Here is a 21,227-nt window from a genome sequence, read left to right as displayed (position 1 = left end):
CTGTCTGATTTGCCCAACTACAGATCATCCGCCGCGAGGCGTAGATCTGACGGGATCGAGGCGCAAATCACGCGGCCGACAAGCGCCGGATTCGACACGCCCAGGGGCGATGTCACCCTGAAGCCGCAGGTGAATGTCCGACAAATGCGCCCTAAAGCGGATGTTTCGGCCCTAGCCACCGGCCGATGCTGGGACCATGAGCGCGACTGAGTGGAGCGACGTGGACATGGCCGAGCTGCTGCCGACCGGCACGGTGACGCTGCTGCTTGCCGATGTCGAGGGCTCAACTCAGTTGTGGGACAACCAGCCGGAGGCGATGACGGGCGCCATCGCACGAATGAATCAGATGGCGTCAGCGCTCATCGCCGAGCACGGCGGGGTACGCCCCGTCGAACAGGGTGAGGGCGACAGCTTCGTCGCCGCATTCGCCCGGGCCGGTGACGCAGTGGCATGCGCGCTCGAACTGCAACGAGCGGATTTGGCGCCGATCAAGCTGCGCATCGGAGTTCACACCGGGGATGTGCAGCTGCGTGACGAAGGCAACTATGCGGGCACAACGATCAACAAGACTGCCCGGTTACGGGATCTGGCGCACGGGGGCCAAACCGTCATCTCCGGCGCAACCGAGGAAATGGTCGAGGACCAACTCCCCGACGCCGCATGGTTGAACGATCTGGGCCGCCATCCCTTGCGTGACCTGCCCCGCCCTATGCGGGTTGTACAGCTGTGCCATCCCGACCTGCGCAACGACTTCCCGCCGCTGCGGACGGCGGATCTCGTTGCGAGTCATAACCTCCCGGCCCAACTGACCAGCTTCGTCGGCCGTGCCGCTCAGATCAGAGAGATCAGCAGCTCCCTGGTCGCAGAGCGCCTGGTAACTCTGACCGGTGCAGGCGGGGCCGGCAAGACACGTCTAGCGATCGAAGTCGCCCGTCACACAGGCAGCCAGTTTTCCGATGGCATCTGCTACGCCGACCTGGCTCCGATCACCCATCCAGACCTGGTGCCGCTTACTGTTGCTCGCGCGCTCGGGCTGCCAGACCAACCGGGCCGATCGATCACCGAGACGCTACTTCGTGCCATTCGGGACCGTCAGCTGCTGCTGGTATTCGACAACTGCGAGCACCTGTTGCAGGCCAGCGCGGAGCTGGTCAACCATGTGCTCGCCAGCTGCTCTCGGGTGACAATTCTGGCGACAAGCCGCGAGCCTCTGATGGTGGCGGGCGAGGTGAATTGGCAAGTTCCGTCCTTATCGCTGACCGACGAGGCCGTCGAGTTGTTCACCGACCGCGCCCGCCGGGCCCGGCCCGATTTCGCGGTCACCGATGCGAATTCAGATACGGTCACCGATATCTGCCGCCGCCTCGACGGCATGCCGCTAGCCATCGAACTGGCCGCCGCGCGGGTACGGGCACTGTCGCTCGATGAGATCGTCGACAGCTTGCACGACCGGTTCCGCCTCCTCACCGGCGGTGCCAGAACGGCAGTACGGCGACAACAGACGTTACGAGCCTCGGTGGACTGGTCGCACGCGTTGCTCACCGAACATGAACGAATCCTGTTCCGCCGCCTAGCGGTATTCATGGGCGGATTCGATCTCGACGCTGCCCAGGCTGTGGCAGGCGTCACCGAAGTGGAGCGCTTCCAGGTGCTCGACCAGCTCAGCCTGCTCGTCGACAAGTCCCTGGTCGTCGCCGAAAACCTAGATGGCAGAACGCGGTATCGGCTGCTGGAAACCGTACGCCAGTACGCGCTCGAAAAACTTGGCGAGTCTGGGGAGGCCGACGAAGTTCGCGGACGGCACCGTGATCATTTCTCTGAGATGGCTGACCAACTGGACGCATCCACTACCGGTGGCTACGAGCACCGAGTAACACAAGCTGTGAAAGAGGTCGATAACTTGCGGGCTGCCTTCACATGGAGTCTAGAAACCGGTGACTTTGCAAAGGCATTGGGGCTGGCATCGGCCCTCCAGCCCCTATGGCTCATGCGCGGCCGCGTTTCAGAAGGGATCGCTTGGCTGGATGCCGCTGGGGCCGCGGGTGAATCGGTCGAACCGGCGATATGGGCGAGAGCCATAGCGGATAAAGCCGTTTTGAGCTCATGGGTGGACGTCGCTGACATGGTGGCGCCGACAATGCAAGCGTTGGCGGTCGCACGCGACGTCAACGACCCCGCATTGTTGTGTCGGGTGCTCACCGCATGCGCCTGCATAACTGCTCACGACGCCGGGGTTGCGCGCCCGTATTTCGCTGAGGCGGCCTACCTCGCTCGGGAATTGGGAGATTCCTGGCGACTGTGCCAGATATTGGGGCGACAGGCCTACGGAGCGATGATCGAGGGCAACGTCGAGACAGCTCAATCGCTGGCCCAGGAAGGCCACGACCTGGCGACCGCGCTTGGTGACGACTTCAACGCACGACAGTGCCTTATGTATCTTGCGTGGGCGAATATGGGCCGCGGTGAGGTGGTTACCGCGGTGGCTCAATACCGAGACATGGTCCAACAGGCCACGGTTGCGCACGACGTGATGTCCAGGGTCGCGGGACTGATTTGTCTCGGATTCGCACTGGCGTGGCACGGCGACACGGATGGAGCGCGAACGACGGCCGCTGAAACGCTCGAAGCCTGCGCCGAGCTCGGCTTCCTCGTCCAGAACGCCTACCTGGTGGTCATTTGGGCCGAGTTGGCGGCAGGCGACGCCGCTGCAGCACTGCAGGCCGGCGAGGTGGCCCTTCGCAGTGTGACGAACTCCGCCATAGAGAAGGCCAACCTGATGTGGGCGGCGAAAGCAGCTCTCGTATGTGGCGAGAAGGTCCGGGCACGGCAATGGGCTGACGAGGCCGTGTCCGGGACCACGGGAATGTTCTTGTGTCTCGGACTGGCGGAGCGCGCCCGCATCCATATCGCGGAGGGCAACCGGGAGCTGGCCGCGGCCGATGTGTATGACGGCTTGGCAATCGCCGCGCCAATGGGCGCATACGTATGCGTTCCCGACTATCTCGAGTGTTTGGCAGAGCTGGCACACAACGCCGACAGTTCCCGTCACGCAGCACGACTGCTTGGATCCGCACACGCCATGAGGGAGCGCTTGGAGCTCCCGCTCTTCAAGGTGTACGAAGGCCATCACGAGTCGGTGGTCGTGTCACTTCGAAACATGCTGAGTGACGACGACTTCGATGCCGCATGGGCCGAGGGGGCCTCGCTGTCGACCGAGGAAGCGATCGCTTACGCACAGCGTGGTCGCGGTGAGCGCAAGCGCCCGTCCACCGGATGGGCTTCGCTCACGCCCACCGAACTCGACGTTGTACGCCTAGTTGCCGACGGCATCCCCAATAAGGACATCGCCACTCGCCTCTTCGTGTCGCCGCGCACAGTGCAGTCGCACTTGCGTCATGTCTACAACAAGCTCGGCCTGACCTCCCGCGTGCAACTGGCACAGGAGGCGGCGCGGCAACTGTCCGCCACGAAATAGGGCCCCCACGAAGTAGGGGCCCCACGAAGTAGGGGCCCCACGAAGTAGGGGCCCCACGAAAATGGGGCCCCACGAAGTAGGGGCCCCATTTCGACAAAGTTAGTGGACGGCGGTGCGCTTGCCGAATGCACCACGCCAGCCGCGGTGTCGGCCGGTGTCAGTGCCCGTCGGCTGGATCTCGGTGACCTCATCGGAGTCCGAGAACGCGGGCTGCGGCTGCACGGTCTCAGCAACCGGCGTGTCGACGTACTCGACGTCTCGCACACTGCGAACAGAGATGCGACCCACGGCCGCTGCGGCCACGAACACGATCAGCGCGCCGAGGCCGTAGAAGTACGCCAGTTCCAGCGCCACGGACTTGGCCTCCGTCGCCGCCACGGGGGCGCCCGCGTCACCGATGCCCAGCAGTCCCGCCGACGCGCGGCCGACGATGAACCACACGCCTGCGATTGCACCAAGCCACGCGCCGAGCATCGCCGTCGCGCGGTTACGGGAAACCAGCAGCAGCAGACCGCCGACGACGGCGACTGCGCCGGGCAGCACCTGCAGCCATCCGCGCGCATCCGTCCACGCCCACGCCGTGTCCGGGCTGAACGCGAAGTCGAAGTACGGTCCGACGAACGGGATGAGCGCACCGAACGCGCCCAGCAGAATCAGGAGCAATCCGCTCATTGCACCGCGGCTGCGCTGCATCTTCAGGCGTCCGCCACGGGTCCGAACTCGCGTATCAGTCATGGGCGTGGAATACCCGAACGGCGAGCGCCGTAATCCGCTGCACCGGGTCAAAAGCAGCGCCTCGTCGAGGCTGTGATGAAAGCCACCGGGGCGACGCAACCGCCTCACCTGCAATCACCTGCCGCTCACAGGCAACTACCAGCAAGCTGACGGAATAGCTTTAGCTTTGCTAACGATATTTCTACTAGTGGGCTCGACGAAGCGCCCGACCAAATCATTTGTGTTATCGAAGGGTTCCTCGATGTCCACTGATACTCGTGAAGAGCGCCTCGCGCGACGCATCGCAGACCTAACCGCCACCGACCCCCAGTTCGCCGCGGCCAAACCCGATCCGGCCGTCAGCCAGGCAATCGAGAATCCCGAGCTGTCGCTGGATGCCGTCGTGCGAACCGTGTTGGAGGCCTACGCCGACCGTCCCGCCCTCGGGGAGCGCGCCGTCGACTACGTAGAAGACCGTCGGGGTCGCACCTCCGCCAAGCTTCTGCCCCACTACAACACCATCACGTATCACGAACTGGACGACCGCATCAGCTCGTTGACCAGGGCCCTCACCGATGTGCATCCGGGTGACCGCGTGGCGATTCTGGGATTCGGCAGCATCGACTACACGGTCATCGATGTCGCAACCATTCCGTTGGGCGCCATCGCGGTGCCACTTCAGACAAGCGCTCCCTTGACGGCGCTGCGACCCATCGTCGCCGAAACCGAGCCTGCCGTTATCGCGTCGAGCATCGACTACCTCGATGACGCAGCCGAACTCGTCCTGACGGGCTACGCGCCGTCCAGCCTCGTTGTCTTCGACTACGACCCGGAGATCACCGACCACCGCGATGCGTACGATGCCCTGCGCGCACGGCTCGCCGACGCCAATAGCACGGTCGTGGTGGAGACCTTGCAGGATGCGTTGGAGCGCGGAAAGACGTTGCCCGCCAGGCCTGCCGCCCATCGTGAGGCCGACGATATGGCACTCCTGATCTACACGTCCGGCAGCACCGGTGTGCCGAAGGGCGCCATCTACACCCGGAATATGACCGGGAAGTTGTGGCGGCCGGCGAGCTGGGGCTGGGCCGACAGCGCGGAACCGTCGATCGTGCTGAGCTTCATGCCGATGAGCCATGTCATGGGTCGATCGGGCCTCTTCGGTGCGCTATCCCACGGAGGCACCGCGTATTTCGCGGCCAAGAGCGACCTGTCGACCTTCCTCGACGACCTGGCCCTGGTGCGACCCACGCAGCTGTCATTTGTCCCCCGCGTCTGGGACATGCTGTCCGCGGAGGTGCGCAGCCAGCTCGACCGTCATGCATCTGAAGGCACCGACACCAAGTCGGACGCCGAGTTTCTCGCGGATGTGCGCGCGGCGGTGCTCGGCGACCGCTACCTGACCGCGGTCACCGGATCGGCGCCAACGTCTTCGGACCTCAAGGCGTGGGTCGAGTCGTTCCTGGACCTGGATCTGCTCGACGGCTACGGCTCGACCGAGGCCGGCGGAGTCCTGCTCAACGGGCAGATCAAGAGGCCCCCTGTCATCGACTACAAGCTCGCGGATGTCCCCGATCTCGGCTACTTCAGCACCGATCGTCCTCATCCCCGAGGCGAACTGCTGCTCAAGACCGTCAACATGTTTCCCGGGTACTACCGGCGTCCCGAAGTCACCGCCGAGGTGTTCGACGAGGAGGGCTTCTACCGAACCGGCGACGTCGTGGCCGAGCTCGGGCCGGATCGACTGCAGTACGTCGATCGGCGCAACTTCGTGCTCAAACTGTCCCAAGGCGAGTTCGTCACCGCCTCCAAGCTGGAAGCGGTCTTCGAAACCAGCCCGCTGGTGCGGCAGATCTACATCTACGGCAACAGCGCCCGCCCCTACTTGTTGGCCGTTATCGTGCCGACACCCGAGGCGTTGTCCCAGCACGACACGTCCGAATTGCGCGTACTGATCAGCGAGTCGCTGGCTGATGTCGCCAAGGAGGCAGATCTCCAGTCGTTCGAGGTGCCGCGCGACTTCATCTTGGAGACAACGGCGTTCACGCTCGAGAACGGTCTGCTGACCGGCATTCGCAAGCTGGCACGACCCAAGCTGAAGGAGATCTACGGCCCGCAGCTGGAGGAACTGTACGAGGATCTGACTCAGGGTCAGGCGGCCGAGCTGCGCGAGCTGCGGCAAGGCGGCGCGACTCGGCCGGTGATCGAGACCGTCACTCGGGCGGCCGCTGCGCTGTTGGGCAGCGCGGCTTCGGACTTGTCACCCGATGCACACTTCACAGATCTGGGCGGGGATTCGTTGTCGGCGTTGACTTTTGCCAACCTGCTACGCGAGATCTTCTTTGTCGAGGTTCCGGTGGGCGTGATCGTCAGCCCCGCCAACGACCTAGCGGCGCTGGCCGAGTACATCGAAACAGAACGATCCGGTAGCACCCGTCCGACGTTCGCGTCCGTCCACGGGCGCGGAGCCAACGAGATCCACGCCCGCGATCTGACGCTGGGCAAGTTCCTCGATGCCCACACCCTGGCGAACGCGCCGGCACTGCCCTACCCCAGCCAGGAGGTACGCACCGTGCTGCTGACGGGCGCGACCGGTTTCCTCGGCCGCTACCTCGCACTGGACTGGCTGGAACGGATGAGCCTCGTCGGCGGCAAGGTGATCACTCTGGTTCGCGCCAAGGACGACGCGACGGCGCGGCAGCGCCTGGACGAAACCTTCGACAGCGGCGATCCCGCCTTGCTCGATCACTACCGGCGTTTGGCTGCAGGGCATTTGGAGGTGCTTGCGGGCGACAAAGGCGAACTCGGGCTCGGGCTCGACGAAACGACCTGGCAGCGGCTCGCCGACACCGTCGACCTGATCGTGGATCCGGCCGCACTGGTCAACCACGTCCTGCCCTACGACCAGTTGTTCGGTCCCAACGTCGTCGGCACCGCGGAACTCATCCGGCTGGCGCTGACCACGAAGTTGAAGCCGTTTGTGTACCTGTCGACCGTCGGTGTCGGCGATCAGATCGAACCGACGGCATTTGTCGAAGACGCCGACCTGCGCCAGAGCAGCGCGACACGCGTGGTCAACGACAACTACGCCAACGGCTACGGAAACAGCAAGTGGGCGGGCGAGGTGCTGCTGCGCGAAGCGCACGATCTGAGCGGTCTGCCGGTCCAGGTGTTCCGGTGCGACATGATCCTCGCGGAGCCGAAATACGCCGGCCAGCTCAACGTGCCCGATATGTTCACCCGACTGATGCTCAGCCTGGTGGCTACCGGTATCGCACCGGGTTCGTTCTACGAACTGGACGCCGCGGGCCATCGGCAGCGGGCCCACTACGACGGTCTACCAGTCGATTTCATCGCCGACGCGATCTCCACGCTAGGGGCACACCACATCCACGGGTTCGAGACCTTCCACGTGATGAACCCGCACGACGACGGTGTCGGTCTCGACGAGTTCGTGGACTGGCTGGTCGATGCCGGGTATCCGATCGACCGGGTCGCGGACTACGGCCAGTGGCTGCAGCGGTTCGAGATGAGCATGCGGGGCCTACCAGACCGCCAGCGTCAGGCCTCGCTGTTGCCGTTGCTCCACAGTTACGCGCAGCCCGCCAGGCCGCTTCTCGGTTCGTTCGCGACGACCGACCGATTCCGCGCCGCGGTGCAGGACGCGAAAATCGGCCCGGATAAGGACATTCCACACGTCACGGCCGAGATCATCGTCAAGTACATCACCGACCTGCAGCTGTTGGGTCTGCTATAGCGTCAGCCCGATGATGAGCAGGATGATCGCGATCAACGGCAGGATTCCTTGTGTCACAGCGGCGCGCGCCTTATCGGGAGAGGACAGCAGCAGCACCACCGCCGCGGCAAGCATGGAACCGGTGCCGGCGAAGATCAGCGCGAGGCCGATGTAGTTGTGGCCGAGTCCGCCGATGACGATGCCCGTCACGGTGACGATCGCCAGAAACAGGTTGTAGAAACCCTGGTTGAACGCCATCTCCTTGGTGGCCAGCGCCTCCTCCTCGGTGATGCCGAAGGTTGCTCTGGTGCGCTTGGAGGTCCACGTCAGTGACTCCATCACCCAGATGTAGACGTGCAGCAAGGCCGCCAGAGCGGCGAAGAAGAGTCCCGCGAACCCCATGTCACTGCCTCCTATTCGAACAGGCCGGGCTGCCCGAAACCGGTCGCTCCGGCCGGGGGTGTCATTCCGAGATGGGTCCAGGCCTGTGCGGTGGCGACGCGCCCGCGCGGCGTGCGGGCGATCATGCCGGCACGCACCAGGAACGGCTCGCACACCTCCTCGACCGTCGTGGCTTCCTCCCCCACCGCGACCGCCAGCGTCGACACCCCGACGGGGCCACCACCGAAACTACGTGTGAGTGCGGACAATACGGCCCGGTCGAGGCGGTCCAACCCCAGCTCGTCGACGTCGTACACCGCCAGCGCGGACTTCGCGATGTCACGGGTGATGACACCGTCGGCGCGTACTTCGGCGAAGTCGCGTACCCGTCGCAACAACCGGTTGGCGATACGCGGAGTCCCGCGCGAGCGCCGCGCGACTTCGGCACCCGCGTCGCTCTGGAGTTCGATACCGAGGATGCCGGCCGACCGCGTCAGCACCCTCTCGAGTTCCGCCGGTTCGTAGAAGTCCATGTGCGCGGTGAAGCCGAACCTGTCACGCAGCGGACCTGTCAGCGCCCCCGAACGGGTCGTGGCGCCGACGAGGGTGAACGGCGCGACCTCGAGCGGAATGGAGGTGGCACCCGGCCCCTTGCCGACCACGACATCGACGCGAAAGTCCTCCATCGCGAGGTACAGCATTTCCTCGGCGGGCCTGGCGATGCGGTGTATCTCGTCGATGAACAGCACGTCGTGCTCGACGAGATTCGACAGCATGGCCGCCAGGTCGCCCGCCCGTTCCAGCGCGGGTCCGGAGGTGACCCGCAGCGAGGTTCCGAGCTCGGCGGCGATGATCATCGCCAGCGAGGTCTTGCCCAGCCCCGGCGGGCCGGACAGCAGGATGTGATCCGGCGTGCCACCGCGGTTCTTCGCGCCCTCGAGAACCAGCTGCAGCTGCTCGCGGACGCGGGGCTGACCGATGAACTCACCGAGCGATCGCGGCCGCAGACTGGCGTCGATGTCCCCCTCGCCGACAGTCAAGGCGGCCGACACCTCCCTGTCGGCGGTGTCGCCGGGTTCCGCGTCCTCGAAGCGACCGCTCACTTCTTACCCAACATGGACAGCGCCAGGCGCAGCGCACTGGTGGTGCTGGCTTCCGGGTCATTGGCGAGCACCTTGTCGGTGGCCTCTTCGGCCTGCTTGAGCGCAAAGCCAAGGCCGACAAGCGCTTCGACGACGGGGCCGCGCACGGCATGTCCGTTCATCGCGGGGGCGCCGGACGGTGTGTTGGCCCCCATCTTGTCGCGCAGGCTCAGCGCCATCAGCTCGGCGGTCTTCTTGCCGACCTTCGGGATCCGGGTCAGCGCGGTGATGTCGGCGTCGGCGATGGCACGGCGCAGCGTGGGTCCGTCGTACATCGCCAGTGCGCCCAGCGCGATGCTTGGCCCGATACCGGACACCGCGAGCAGCGTCAGAAACAGGTTGCGGGCGTCGGCGTCGGAAAAGCCGTACAGCGTCATCGAATCCTCGCGCACGATCATCGCGGTGATGAGCCGGGCTTCGTCGCCGCGGTGCAGCGTCGCCAGCGTGGTCGGCGTCGCCATCACTTTGTATCCGACACCCGCAGCCTCGATGACAACGTGATCGAGAGCTATGTCGAGGACCTCTCCGCGAACGGATGCAATCATCGTGCCGCCTTTGCCTTCGCCTTGATCGTGGCCTGGTACTTGCGTTGCTGCTCGGCTGCCATGGCCTCGGCCGCGGCCATTCGCGCGATCATCGGAGCCCGCCAGCAATGACAGATCGCCAATGCCAGCGCGTCGGCCGCGTCGGCGGGCGTCGGCTTCGCCTGTAGGGCAAGGATTTTGGTGACCATCGTGGTGACCTGCGCCTTATCGGCCCGCCCGTTTCCGGTGACGGCGGCCTTCACCTCGCTGGGTGTGTGGAAATACACGTCGATGTCGCGCCTGGCGGCGGCAAGCGCAATGACACCGCCGGCCTGCGCGGTGCCCATCGCTGTGTTCGCGTTCTGGTTGGCGAAGACGCGCTCGATCGCGATGACGTCGGGGCGGTGGGTGTCCATCCAGTACTCGACGGTGTCGCTGATGGTGAGCAACCGGCGGTGCAGCGGCTCGTCGGACGGGGTGCGGACGACGTCGACGTCCAGCGCGATGACGCGCCGCCCGGTGCCGCCCTCGATGACGGACAGCCCGCACCGCGTCAACCCAGGGTCGACACCCATCACCCGCACGTGGCAGCTCCTTGCCTGTGAACACCTGTTCGAAGAGCTTAGCGTCGGCAGCGGACACCTCAGGGTCTCGACACGCCCCCATCACCGGGTGGACTGCCCGGCGCAGCGGAGAATCGAGGCGTCGTGCACGGCTAGATCACCATGTGCCCTGAACGGCCGCCGGAAGCGACCTCGCGTGCGATCTCGTCGACGCGGCGCTTGGACCCGTTCCATCCGCGCACGAGCTCCCGGCCCACCTGATGGCCGTTGCGCTCGACGGTGATCACCCACCGCACACCGCAGAACTTGGCCAGCAACCAGAAGGGCCACAGCAGCGCGAACACGATGCCGATGAGCACCTCGAACATGCCGAACGTGAGGTCAAGCGCGTCGCCCGGAAACGGCCACATCCGCCGGTTGATCGACCAGACGGTGCCGTTGGGGTCTGTGAGAACTGCCACGTCGATTATTTTCCTTGCAGGACCGGGTATTCCGCGCGTTCAACGCGGCAAATCGCGACGCGTCGATGTGACGACGCCGGTGCGCGACGCTACCGTCGCGAAGAGACCCGACCTCGACTCAGTGGAGCTGATCTCACCCAATGCCCGACGAGAACGAACTGGAAACCGCAACAAATCTCGCCGTCACCTTCGCGTGGGCCGCAGGCGCCATGGTCGCCGCGTACCTGTTGGGAGTGGTGCTGACCTGGGCGCTGGGCCGCATCGGTCGCCGTAGTGCCATGCTCTGCGACGTCGCCGAACTCACGCGGATGCCGGTGCGGTTCACGCTGATGGTCGCTGCGGCGTCCATCTCGGTGCAGCGGACGTCGGATCCGGCCGACTCCTGGCGCAGGATGGTCGACCATTCGCTGGTGATCCTGCTGATCCTGGGGGTGACCTGGCTGCTCACCGGCCTCGTCCGGGTCGCGGAACGGCGCATGATCGCCAGATTCGGCGGTGGCGGTGAGCAGATCTCCGACGCCGATCGCCGCTGGCGACGGGTTCGCACGCAGGTCACGGTCCTGCGCAGGCTCGCGATCGCCATCGTGGTGGTCTTCGGCGGCGCCGCGGTACTGATGACGTTCCCGGCGTTCTCCGATATCGGGACCACGGTGTTCGCGTCGGCCGGCGTCCTGTCCGTCGTCGCGGGTCTGGCGGCGCAAACCTCTCTCGGCGCGGTGTTCGCAGGTATGCAGATCGCGTTCTCCGGCGCCATCCGCGTCGGCGACGTCGTCCAACTCGAGAACGGCCAATGGTGGGGTCGCGTCGAGGAGATCACCCTGAGTTACGTCGTGGTGCGCCTCTGGGACGAGCGCCGCCTCGTGCTGCCGTCGACGTACTTCACGACGGAACCGTTCGAGAACTGGACCCGCAGCGACACCGAGATCATGGGCAGCGTCGAGTTCGACGTGGACTTCTCCGTGCCGTTCGACGACATGCGTGCCGAACTGGACCGGCTGCTCGCAGAGAGTGAGTTGTGGGACGGCAGGCGTGGCGTCCTGCAGGTGACCGACGCCGTGGGCGGCATGGTGCGGGTACGAATCGTGGTCAGCGCCCCGAACGCCGGCGCGCTGTTCGACCTCCGGTGCAATGTGCGCGAGGGCATGGTGGATTGGGTTCAGCATCGGCAGGTGCTGCCGACCCAGCGCATCGAACCCGCCGCGCCCACTGAACCACGCAAGCGCAGCGACGAAGACGGCGCGACGCCTCGAGTGGCGTCCGGCATGTTCTCGGGCAGCCCCGAAGCCGAGGAACGCGCCAGGGCTTTCGATGAGCACGCCGACTACGACGACGAGTTCGCCCGGTCCTCCAACGGCAGCCGCTGAGCCGGCTCGGCCAAGGCGATGCCCCGGTATTGCGGGCCCAGCGTCGCGCCCGCGGCCAGCAGCGGCGCGGTATCGCGCATCGTCCGCGCCAACACGAACGCGCCCTCCAATGCGCCGATGAGCGCCAAGGTCACCTCGCGCGCCAACTGTGGCGCCAGACCGCGGGCGGCAAAGTAGGCGGCACCGCCGTCGATCCAGCCCCGGAACACCGCGGCTGAGGTCTCGCGCAGTTCTTCGACGGTGTCGGCCACCTCAGCGGCGACGCTGGCGACCGGGCACATATTCGCGAACCCTGTCGCGGCCATGTCCTGCGCGGCCTGGGCAAAGACGCCCTCGAACGCCTGGCCGAGGTCGTTGTATTCGTCGATGAGCGTCGGGATGAGTAGCCCGTACGCCGCTCCCGCGTTGATCAGCGCTTCACGCGCGATCTGCACCTTGCCGCCGCGGAAGTGGTGGTACAGCGAGCCGATCGGCGCACCCGAGGCCTGGGCGATGTCTTTCATGCCCACCGCCGCGTACCCGCGGTGCCGCATCAGCTCCGCGGCGGCGGTGAGGATCGATTCGCGCGTGGATCTTGCCATTGACGCCTCCTGCGGACAGACTAGAGCATACGTTCTAGAATCAAGATTCTAATGAGAGGAATAGAGATGGAAATCCTCCTGCCTTCCGGGACCATCGAATACCGCGAGGAAGGCGACCCGGACGGCCCGCCGGTCGTGCTGTTGCACGGTCTGCTGATGAACGACACACAGTGGGACCTCGCCCTACCGCACCTGCCGGCCGGCTACCGCTACCTGCTGCCGGTGCTGCCGATCGGCGGGCACCGCATCCCGATGCGCGACGATGCCGATCTCACGATGCCCGGCATGGTCGACGTCGCCGCCGATTTCCTCGACGCACTGGATCTCACCGACGTCACGCTCGTGGTGTCCGACTGGGGCGGTCCGCTGTTCCTCACCGACGTCGGGCGCGACAAACGCATCGCCCGACTCGTGATCTGCCCGTCAGAGGCGTATGACAACTTCCCTCCCGGGTTCCCCGGCAAGGTCACCTGGGTCGGCACTCGCACCACCGGGACCGTCAAGATGGCGATGCAGCAGTTGCGCATCGGCTGGCTCCGTCGCCGCTTCTTCCTCTTCGGCATGATGGCCGCCAAGCCCATCCCCCAGCACATCATCGAGGCGTGGACGAATCCGGGAATCGCCGACGTGCGGATTCGCCGCGACCTGCTCAAGTACGCACGGACCAGGTTCGACAAGTCCTCGCTCGTGCGCGCGACCAACCGGCTCGCGGACTTCTCGGGCGACGTGCTGGTGCTGTGGAGCCGCAATCGTGTGATGCCCGTCGCGCACGCTGAGGCCTTGGCCGAATTGACCGGTGGCACTTTGCGTTACGTCGACGATGCCAAGGTACTGATCATGCTCGATCAGCCCGAGGAAACCGCCCGGGCAATCGGCGAGTTCCTCAAGGGCTGACGCGACTATCCCTCGTCGTCGAGTTGAGCCGCGACGTCGTCGGGAATGTCCATGTTGGTGAAGACATCCTGGACGTCGTCGCTGTCTTCGAGCGCGTCGACGAGCTTGAGCACCTTGCGTGCGCCGTCGAGGTCGACCGGCACCGTCACCGACGGCTGGAAGCTGGCCTCCGCGGACTCGTAGTCGATGCCAGCCTCCTGTAGCGCGGTACGGACGGCGACGAGATCGGTTGGTTCGCAGATGATCTCGAAGCTGTCATCGAGGTCGTTGATCTCTTCGGCGCCGGCTTCGAGCACGGCGGTCAGCACGTCATCCTCGGTCTGACCGTTCTTCTCCAGGGTCACGACGCCCTTGCGGGAGAACAGATAGGCCACCGAACCCGGATCGGCCATGTTGCCGCCGTTGCGGGTCATCGCGACGCGCACCTCGCCCGCCGCGCGGTTGCGGTTGTCGGTGAGGCACTCGACCAGCACCGCGACACCGTTGGGCCCGTAGCCCTCGTAGGTGATGTTCTGGTAATCGGCGCCACCGGCTTCTTCCCCGGCGCCGCGCTTGCGGGCGCGCTCGATGTTGTCGTTCGGGACCGACGATTTCTTCGCCTTCTGGATCGCGTCGTAGAGCGTCGGGTTCCCGGCAGGGTCACCGCCGCCGACTCGCGCGGCCACTTCGACGTTCTTGATCAGTTTCGCGAAGTTCTTGCCGCGGCGTGCGTCGATGACGGCCTTCTTGTGCTTTGTGGTCGCCCACTTGGAATGGCCGCTCATGCGTGTACTACCCGCTTCCTAACAGTCGTGCTCAAGCTTCGACCGACGAGTCTACGTGGACGTTTGCGCCCTATCGAACCGCGTCGGGAGGGGTGAGCGCGACGACGCGGTAGCCGATGCCTGCCGGCCAGCCGATGTTCGCCCGCAGCGCCAGCTGAATCCAGGTCGGTGAACCCGAGGGATCGTCGGCGAATGCCGCAGTGGCATCGACGATGGCGCTCGATTCGCCCCCGGAGCCGCGCAATACGACCGAGGCGCTGAGCACCGCGTCGCCGAGCGCGCCGCGGTCATACGGCAGGCTGTCCGGCACGAAGAACGTTGACTCGAACGAGGTGCGGCGGAAGCCCCGCGGGGCGTGCGGAGAGCGTTGCAGGGTCAACCCATTGATGAGCGGCTTGCCGTCGAACCACGCTGTGCCGACGTATTCGGTGCGCCTGGCCTCTCCGCCGTGAGGTAGGCGCACGATCGTGTCGATTCGTGGTTGCGGTTCGAGCTCGACCATCGTCACGTGAGGTCCCCCTGGACGTATTGCTGCAGATTCGGCGCGACCGCGGCGACGAGTTCGTCGTCGGCCATGGACGCGACCGGTTCGATCTTCCAGACGAACCGCATCATCGCCAACCCCATGATCTGCGAGGAGATCAGACCGCTGCGCACCAGGCGATCCCGCTCGTCGACACCGAGCTGCGAGACCCCCATGAGGCTGCTCTCGACGACTCGGCGCAACTTCTCGCGCGTTGCCTCGTCGTGGGCGGCGGTGAGCAGAACGGCGCGCAGCACGGGGCCGATCTCCTCGTCGGCCCACGCACCCAGCATCAGCCGCAGCAGCGCGGCACCCAACTCGTCCACGGGCGTGGCCCACGTGTTGGCGACGCTCTCCAACCAGCGCTGCGGCGGGTTGGTCGAGGCGTCGAGCAGCGCCTCCTTGGAGCCGAAGTAGTGATACACGAGCGCGGGGTCGACGTCGGCCGCCCTCGCCACGGCCCTGATCGTCGTGCCGGCCCACCCGTGCTGGGCGAATTCCTCTCGGGCGGCCGCGAGGATGCGCGCGGACAGCACCCCCCGCTCGTCGCGGGGTCCGGGCGGTGCGTTCTTCGGCACGGTCGACAGCCTAGCAAAGTTTCACGTTGCGTTGAGACTAGTTTCAACGTAGCGTGAAACTCATGACCGAGCGCCACCTCAACGGGCCGCAGACCACCGGGCGTGACTACCGGAACCTCAGCCGGCCGCAGTTCGAGATCCGCAACGACGACAACACCCAGGTGCCGATGCGCGACGGCGTGACCCTGCTGGCCGACGTCCACCGCCCCAAGGCGGACGGCAAGTACCCGGCGCTGATCGCCGCGTCGCCCTATCCGCGTCAGATGCAGGACTTCGGTGCGCCCGCAGGGTTCATCGAGGCCGGCGCCACCGACTTCTGGGTATCGCGCGGATACGTCCACGTGATCGCGAACGTTCGCGGGACTGGCGGGTCCGGGGGCACCTTTGCATTCTTCGACCCGCAGGAACGCCAGGACATGTACGACCTCGTCGAATGGGCCGCCGCCCAACCCTGGTGTGACGGCAACGTCGGGATGATCGGCATCAGCTACTTCGCGATGACCCAACTCGAAGCGGCCGTTGAGAAGCCACCGCATCTCAAGGCGATCTTCCCCGTCGCAGTCACCGCGGATCTGTACGAGGCTGCCGCCCACCACGGCCTGGTCAGCACGTCCTTCATCACGCCATTCCTGTCGATGATGGGTCTGACATCTGATCGCAGCGACGGCTTCTGGCGCCGCAACCCCGCAATCGCCCTGGCGCGCAAGGTGCTCAACGCGCCGCCCCTGCATCGCAAGTTCGCGACCATGAACGGTGAGGCCGCGGTGACGATGATGCGCGCGCTGCTGAAGCTGCCGCACAGCCCCCATCCGTGGGACGACCTGTGGCTGGACACCGTCGTCAAGCATCCGGTGCGCGATGACTGGTGGGAGGCGCGAAACCTGTTACCGCTCTTGAAGAACATCGACATCCCGGTATATCTGGGTTGCGACTGGGAGAACGTGCCGTTACACCTGCCGTCGACCTTCGCCGCATGGGAAGCGTTGGCGGACAACCCGAATGTCCGGATGGCGCTGCTCGGGCCGTTCGGCCTCACCTGGCCATGGGAAAGCCTCCATCACGAGGCACTGGCGTGGTACGACCATTGGCTCAAGGGATACGACACCGGCGTCATGGACGGATCGCCGATCCGATACGTGCTGCCCGGCGCCGAAGGCTGGCACACCGCCGACCAATGGCCGCCCGCCGCGACGTCTCTCACTGAATTCGCGCTGCGCGCCGACGGGACGCTCGATACCGCAGAAGGCACGCCCGGTCGCCGGGAGTACCTCACCCTCGGCGCGGGCCTCAACCGGGCGAAGGCCAGCCCCATCGACCCTCCTTCGCAGCTGAGATGGACCAGCGCGCCGCTGACCGCGACGATCGATGTCGTCGGCGATGCGGAACTGCGCCTCGTCGCGTCGGCCACCGCCTTCGATACGGCGTGGATAGCGACGCTCGAGCACGTCGCCGCCGACGGAACCACCAGCGAGGTGACGGCCGGATGGCTCAGGGCGAGCCTGCGCGACGTGGACGAAGACGCAAGCCGCCCGGGAGCACCGGCGCTGCCGTGCCGGCGGTTCATCCCGGTGCCGATCGGCGAAGAGGTCGAGTATCGGATTCCGTTGGTGCCCAACGCCCGCCGCTTCGCTGCCGGGGATCGCATCCGACTTACCCTCACCAGTGACGATCAGGACCCGAACACCCCCGTGATCATGAATTTTCGGCACGCGAGTGTGGGAACCAGCAGCTTGAATACGGTGTCGTCCGCGTCTCGGCTGGTGCTGTCGGTCCAGGGCTGAGGTGTTAGGTCGAACACACACGTCTTTCGCTGTATCTTACTCCGGAGTAAGATACAGGTATGTCGTTCGACCTCGAACTGTCAGCCGACCTCGTCCACATTCGCGACTGGGTCCACGAATTTGCCACCGACGTGATCCGGCCGGCCGCCGCCGAATGGGATGAGCGCGAAGAGACACCGTGGCCGATCATCCAGGAGGCCGCAAAGGTCGGCGTTTACTCGATGGAGTTCTTCGCCGAGCAGGCGGGCGAACCGTCCGGCCTTGGCATGCTCGTCGCGTTCGAGGAGATGTTCTGGGGCGACGCGGGAATCGCACTGTCGATCCTCGGCACCGGCCTGGCGGCCGCATCGCTGGCCGGCGGCGGGACGCCCGAGCAGATCGCCGAGTTCTTGCCACAGATGTTCGGCACAGTCGACGACCCCAAGGTCGGTTCCTTCTGTTCGTCGGAGCCGGGCGCCGGCTCGGATGTCGGCGCGATCTTGACGCGCGCACGCTACGACGAGGCAACCGACGAATGGGTGCTCAACGGCACGAAGACGTGGGCGACCAACGGCGGCATCGCCGAGGTGCATATCGTCGTCGCGTCGGTGTATCCCGAGCTGGGCAGCCGCGGTCAGGCGTCGTTCATCATCCCGCCCAACACCCCCGGATTCCGGCAGGGCCAGAAATTTCTCAAGCACGGCATCAGGGCATCGCACACCGCCGAGGTGGTGCTGGACGATGTCCGCATCCCCGGCCGCCTGATCATCGGTGGCAGAGAGAAATTCGAGGAGCGGATCGCGAAAGTCCGCGAGGGCAAGCGTTCGAAAGGGCAGGCCGCAATGGCCACCTTCGAGCGCACCCGCCCCACAGTCGGCGCGATGGCGGTCGGCGTGGCCCGTGCGGCATATGAGTACGCGCTGGACTACGCATTGCAGCGTGAGCAGTTCGGCCGCAAGATCGGCGAATTCCAGGCCATCGCATTCAAATTGGCCGACATGAAAGCTCGCATCGACGCTGCGCGCCTGCTCGTGTGGCGGGCGGGCTGGATGGCCCGTAACGGCAAACCGTTCGAGAACGCCGAGGGCTCGATGGCAAAGCTTGTCGCGAGCGAAACCGCCGTCTACGTTACCGACGAGGCGATCCAGATCCTCGGCGGCAATGGCTATACGCGTGAATATCCGGTCGAGCGGATGCATCGCGACGCCAAGATCTTCACCATCTTCGAGGGCACCAGCGAGATTCAGCGGCTGGTCATCGGTCGCGCAGTGACGGGTCTGCCTATCCGCTGATTGCGAATTCGGCGCGCGTATCGACCGCTACGGTTGCTATGCGCGCCCGATTCACAGTAAGCCGACGAAGAGTTTGTGGATGCGACGGTCGCCGGTCACCTCCGGGTGAAACGACGTCGCGAGCATCTTGCCCTGACGCACCGCGACGATATGGCCTGCCGCCTGCCCCAACACCTCGACATCCGGGCCGACGCGCTCGACCCACGGCGCCCGAATGAACACCGCGTGCACGGGCTCGTCGAGACCCGTGAAGTCGATATCACCCTCGAACGAATCCACCTGACGACCAAACGCGTTGCGTCGCACCGTCATATCGATCGCCTTCAACGGCGTTGCGTCACGCCCGGCGGTGCCGGCGTCCAAGATCTCGGTGGCAAGCAAAATCATGCCCGCGCACGACCCGTAGGCAGGCATACCGTCGGCCAACCTCGCGCGCAGTGGTTCGAGCAGCTCGAACTCCCGAAGCAGATGACTCATCGTGGTGGACTCCCCGCCGGGGATCACCAGCGCGTCAACGGATTCCAGTTCGCGCAACCGGCGGACGGTCGAGGCCTCGGCACCCGCGGCACGCAACGCAGCAAGATGTTCGCGTGTGTCGCCCTGGAGCGCCAGCACGCCGACATGCGGGGTGCTCACGGCGTGAAGTCGCGCTTGTAGCGGGTGAGACCCTCCTGCATCACCGCCGCCACCATCTCACCGTCCTGGTTGAAGATCTTGCCCTGACACAGCGAACGGCCGCCCGACGCCGACGGCGACGACTGGTCGTACAGCAGCCATTCGTCAGCGCGGAACTGACGCATGAACCACATCGCATGATCCAGCGATGCGACCATCAGATGTCCGCGCTCGTCGGCGTGATGCACCTGCGCCGACCCGAGCAGCGTGAGGTCGCTCATGTAGGCCAGCGCGCAGATGTGCAAGACGTAGTCGTCGGGCAGCGGATCGCGGTGGCGGAACCACACCTGCTGCTGTGACGCCTTGCCGGGTAGGCGGGTCAGCTTGTCCTGCGGCACGATTCGCACGTCCCACTCCGCGAACTGTTTGAACCCCGCGTCGTCGAATGCCTTGATGTCCGATAGCGCGGGCAGATCGTCAGGCGGCGCCGCCGACGGCACCGCGTCCTGATGCTCGATGCCGCTCTGATCGGTCTGGAACGACGCCGACATCGAGAAGATGTTCTCGCCGTGCTGGATCGCGTTGACGCGACGCGTCACGAAAGAACCGCCATCACGCAACCGCTCGACGATGTACACCGTCGGCGCCGTCGCATCTCCCGGCCGCAGGAAGTAGCCGTGCAACGAATGCACCTGGAACTCGGGGTTGACCGTGCGGACGGCGGACACCAGCGATTGGCCGGCCACATGGCCACCGAACGTGCGCTGCAGGAATCCCGACTCGGGGCTCCACATCGTGCCGCGATAGATGTTGACCTCGAGTTGCTCGAGATCAAGGATCTGTTCGATCGACATGCGGTTATCGTTGCTCTTCGCGGAAACGGCTCATCGGATGGTTTCTACCAGCCGCGTTCGGCGAGCCGGTGCGGGGCCGCGACATCCTCCACGTTGATACCGACCATGGCCTCACCCAAGCCGCGCGACACCTTCGCCAGCACGTCGGGGTCGTCGTAGAAAGTGGTGGCCTTCACGATCGCGGCGGCGCGACCGGCCGGATCCCCGGACTTGAAGATGCCCGAACCGACGAACACTCCCTCGGCGCCGAGCTGCATCATCATCGCCGCGTCGGCCGGGGTCGCGATACCGCCGGCGGTGAACAGCGTGACCGGCAACTTGCCTGCCCGCGCCACCTCGACGACAAGATCGTAGGGCGCCTGCAATTCCTTTGCCGCCACGAACAACTCGTCCTCTGACAGCGACGTGAGGCGACGGATCTCACCGCCGATCGCGCGCATGTGGGTGGTCGCGTTGGACACATCTCCGGTGCCGGCCTCACCCTTGGAGCGGATCATCGCGGCGCCCTCGGTGATGCGGCGCAACGCCTCCCCCAGGTTGGTCGCACCGCACACGAACGGCACGGTGAACTTCCACTTGTCGACATGGTGGGTGTAGTCGGCGGGAGTGAGCACCTCGGATTCGTCGATGTAGTCGACACCCAGGCTCTGCAAGATCTGCGCCTCGACGAAATGCCCGATACGCACCTTGGCCATCACCGGGATGGTCACCGCTTCGATGATCCCCTCGATCAGATCGGGATCGCTCATCCGCGCGACCCCGCCCTGGGCCCGGATGTCAGCGGGCACCCGCTCGAGCGCCATGACGGCGACCGCGCCGGCTCCCTCGGCGATGCGGGCCTGCTCGGGGGTGACCACGTCCATGATGACGCCGCCCTTGAGCATCTCCGCCATCCCGCGCTTGACCCGGGCGGTTCCGGTTTGGGTCACCGACCCGTTAGGTGCGGTATCCACTGCTATCTCCTCCGAATCGCTACTGATCCAGTCTAATGAGGGCCGCAAATACA

General features: G+C 65.5%; 19 protein-coding genes. 6 read left to right on the top strand and 13 right to left on the bottom strand.

From position 1 onward, the window contains the following. Positions 1-196: 196 nt before the first annotated feature. The gene (locus G6N42_RS05235) at positions 197-3,475 is read left to right on the top strand and encodes a helix-turn-helix transcriptional regulator (RefSeq protein ID WP_163727008.1); all 3,279 of its coding nucleotides are present in this window, start codon (positions 197-199) and stop codon (positions 3,473-3,475) included. Between the two features lie 99 nt (positions 3,476-3,574). Here the strand turns inward: G6N42_RS05235 and G6N42_RS05230 are convergent, their stop codons facing one another. Beyond that, the gene (locus G6N42_RS05230) at positions 3,575-4,210 is read right to left on the bottom strand and encodes a hypothetical protein (RefSeq protein WP_163727005.1); all 636 of its coding nucleotides are present in this window, start codon (positions 4,208-4,210) and stop codon (positions 3,575-3,577) included. 241 nt (positions 4,211-4,451) lie between these two features. Between G6N42_RS05230 and car the strand changes: the two genes are divergently transcribed. After that, positions 4,452-7,946, top strand: coding sequence for a carboxylic acid reductase (gene car / locus G6N42_RS05225; RefSeq protein WP_163727002.1), 3,495 nt, complete (start codon positions 4,452-4,454; stop codon positions 7,944-7,946). Here the strand turns inward: car and G6N42_RS05220 are convergent. From G6N42_RS05220 to G6N42_RS05200, 5 genes are all read right to left on the bottom strand, one after another. Continuing rightward, positions 7,941-8,327 carry a DUF1304 domain-containing protein gene (locus tag G6N42_RS05220; protein WP_163726999.1) on the bottom strand — a complete coding sequence of 129 codons (387 nt, stop codon included), beginning with the start codon at positions 8,325-8,327 and terminating at the stop codon, positions 7,941-7,943. The genes car and G6N42_RS05220 overlap by 6 nt on opposite strands. Before the next feature lie 11 nt (positions 8,328-8,338). Beyond that, positions 8,339-9,409, bottom strand: a complete 1,071-nt coding sequence (gene ruvB, locus G6N42_RS05215) for a Holliday junction branch migration DNA helicase RuvB (RefSeq protein ID WP_163726996.1) — start codon at positions 9,407-9,409, stop codon at positions 8,339-8,341. Next, positions 9,406-9,993: a Holliday junction branch migration protein RuvA gene (gene ruvA / locus G6N42_RS05210; protein ID WP_163726993.1), complete on the bottom strand. Its 588-nt coding sequence runs from the start codon at positions 9,991-9,993 to the stop codon at positions 9,406-9,408. Before ruvA ends, ruvB begins: the two co-directional genes overlap by 4 nt. Continuing rightward, complete coding sequence (gene ruvC, locus G6N42_RS05205) at positions 9,990-10,556, bottom strand: crossover junction endodeoxyribonuclease RuvC (protein WP_163726990.1); 567 nt, start codon at positions 10,554-10,556, stop codon at positions 9,990-9,992. The genes ruvA and ruvC overlap by 4 nt, the downstream gene beginning before the upstream one ends. 131 nt (positions 10,557-10,687) lie before the next feature. Then, the gene (locus tag G6N42_RS05200; RefSeq protein ID WP_163726988.1) at positions 10,688-10,996 is read right to left on the bottom strand and encodes a hypothetical protein; all 309 of its coding nucleotides are present in this window, start codon (positions 10,994-10,996) and stop codon (positions 10,688-10,690) included. Between the two features lie 140 nt (positions 10,997-11,136). Here G6N42_RS05200 and G6N42_RS05195 point away from each other — a divergent pair, with 140 nt between their 5' ends. Beyond that, a complete protein-coding gene (locus G6N42_RS05195; RefSeq protein WP_163726985.1) occupies positions 11,137-12,360 on the top strand; it encodes a mechanosensitive ion channel family protein in 1,224 nt (407 codons plus the stop codon). Here G6N42_RS05195 and G6N42_RS05190 read toward each other — a convergent pair. Next, positions 12,318-12,941, bottom strand: a complete 624-nt coding sequence (locus G6N42_RS05190) for a TetR/AcrR family transcriptional regulator (RefSeq protein WP_163726983.1) — start codon at positions 12,939-12,941, stop codon at positions 12,318-12,320. The genes G6N42_RS05195 and G6N42_RS05190 overlap by 43 nt on opposite strands. A gap of 66 nt (positions 12,942-13,007) precedes the next feature. Here G6N42_RS05190 and G6N42_RS05185 point away from each other — a divergent pair, with 66 nt between their 5' ends. After that, positions 13,008-13,835 carry an alpha/beta fold hydrolase gene (locus G6N42_RS05185; RefSeq protein ID WP_163726980.1) on the top strand — a complete coding sequence of 276 codons (828 nt, stop codon included), beginning with the start codon at positions 13,008-13,010 and terminating at the stop codon, positions 13,833-13,835. 5 nt (positions 13,836-13,840) lie between these two features. Here the strand turns inward: G6N42_RS05185 and G6N42_RS05180 are convergent, their stop codons facing one another. The 3 genes from G6N42_RS05180 to G6N42_RS05170 form a co-directional block, all read right to left on the bottom strand. Then, the gene (locus G6N42_RS05180; protein WP_163685809.1) at positions 13,841-14,599 is read right to left on the bottom strand and encodes a YebC/PmpR family DNA-binding transcriptional regulator; all 759 of its coding nucleotides are present in this window, start codon (positions 14,597-14,599) and stop codon (positions 13,841-13,843) included. A 70-nt stretch (positions 14,600-14,669) separates the two neighbouring features. Then, the gene (locus G6N42_RS05175) at positions 14,670-15,101 is read right to left on the bottom strand and encodes a hypothetical protein (protein ID WP_232076481.1); all 432 of its coding nucleotides are present in this window, start codon (positions 15,099-15,101) and stop codon (positions 14,670-14,672) included. A 2-nt stretch (positions 15,102-15,103) separates the two neighbouring features. Continuing rightward, positions 15,104-15,700 carry a TetR/AcrR family transcriptional regulator gene (locus G6N42_RS05170; RefSeq protein ID WP_232076081.1) on the bottom strand — a complete coding sequence of 199 codons (597 nt, stop codon included), beginning with the start codon at positions 15,698-15,700 and terminating at the stop codon, positions 15,104-15,106. Between the two features lie 62 nt (positions 15,701-15,762). Between G6N42_RS05170 and G6N42_RS05165 the strand changes: the two genes are divergently transcribed. Next, positions 15,763-17,481 (top strand): CocE/NonD family hydrolase, encoded by a 1,719-nt coding sequence (locus G6N42_RS05165; RefSeq protein ID WP_163726975.1) that lies wholly within the window; start codon positions 15,763-15,765, stop codon positions 17,479-17,481. Between the two features lie 59 nt (positions 17,482-17,540). Further along, positions 17,541-18,752 carry an acyl-CoA dehydrogenase family protein gene (locus G6N42_RS05160; protein WP_163726972.1) on the top strand — a complete coding sequence of 404 codons (1,212 nt, stop codon included), beginning with the start codon at positions 17,541-17,543 and terminating at the stop codon, positions 18,750-18,752. A 51-nt stretch (positions 18,753-18,803) separates the two neighbouring features. Here G6N42_RS05160 and pdxT read toward each other — a convergent pair whose 3' ends face one another. From pdxT to pdxS, 3 genes are read right to left on the bottom strand one after another with little or no spacing between them, the layout of a single operon-like run. Beyond that, positions 18,804-19,388, bottom strand: coding sequence for a pyridoxal 5'-phosphate synthase glutaminase subunit PdxT (gene pdxT / locus G6N42_RS05155; RefSeq protein ID WP_163726969.1), 585 nt, complete (start codon positions 19,386-19,388; stop codon positions 18,804-18,806). Beyond that, positions 19,385-20,221 carry an acyl-CoA thioesterase II gene (gene tesB / locus G6N42_RS05150; protein WP_163685815.1) on the bottom strand — a complete coding sequence of 279 codons (837 nt, stop codon included), beginning with the start codon at positions 20,219-20,221 and terminating at the stop codon, positions 19,385-19,387. Before tesB ends, pdxT begins: the two co-directional genes overlap by 4 nt. Before the next feature lie 44 nt (positions 20,222-20,265). After that, positions 20,266-21,174 carry a pyridoxal 5'-phosphate synthase lyase subunit PdxS gene (gene pdxS / locus G6N42_RS05145; RefSeq protein ID WP_163726966.1) on the bottom strand — a complete coding sequence of 303 codons (909 nt, stop codon included), beginning with the start codon at positions 21,172-21,174 and terminating at the stop codon, positions 20,266-20,268. Positions 21,175-21,227: the final 53 nt, after the last annotated feature.

This window comes from Mycobacterium gallinarum (assembly GCF_010726765.1).
Lineage (GTDB): Bacteria > Actinomycetota > Actinomycetes > Mycobacteriales > Mycobacteriaceae > Mycobacterium > Mycobacterium gallinarum.
The sequence above is the reverse complement of the archived record's forward strand: the minus strand, read 5'-3'. Positions and strand labels throughout refer to the sequence as shown.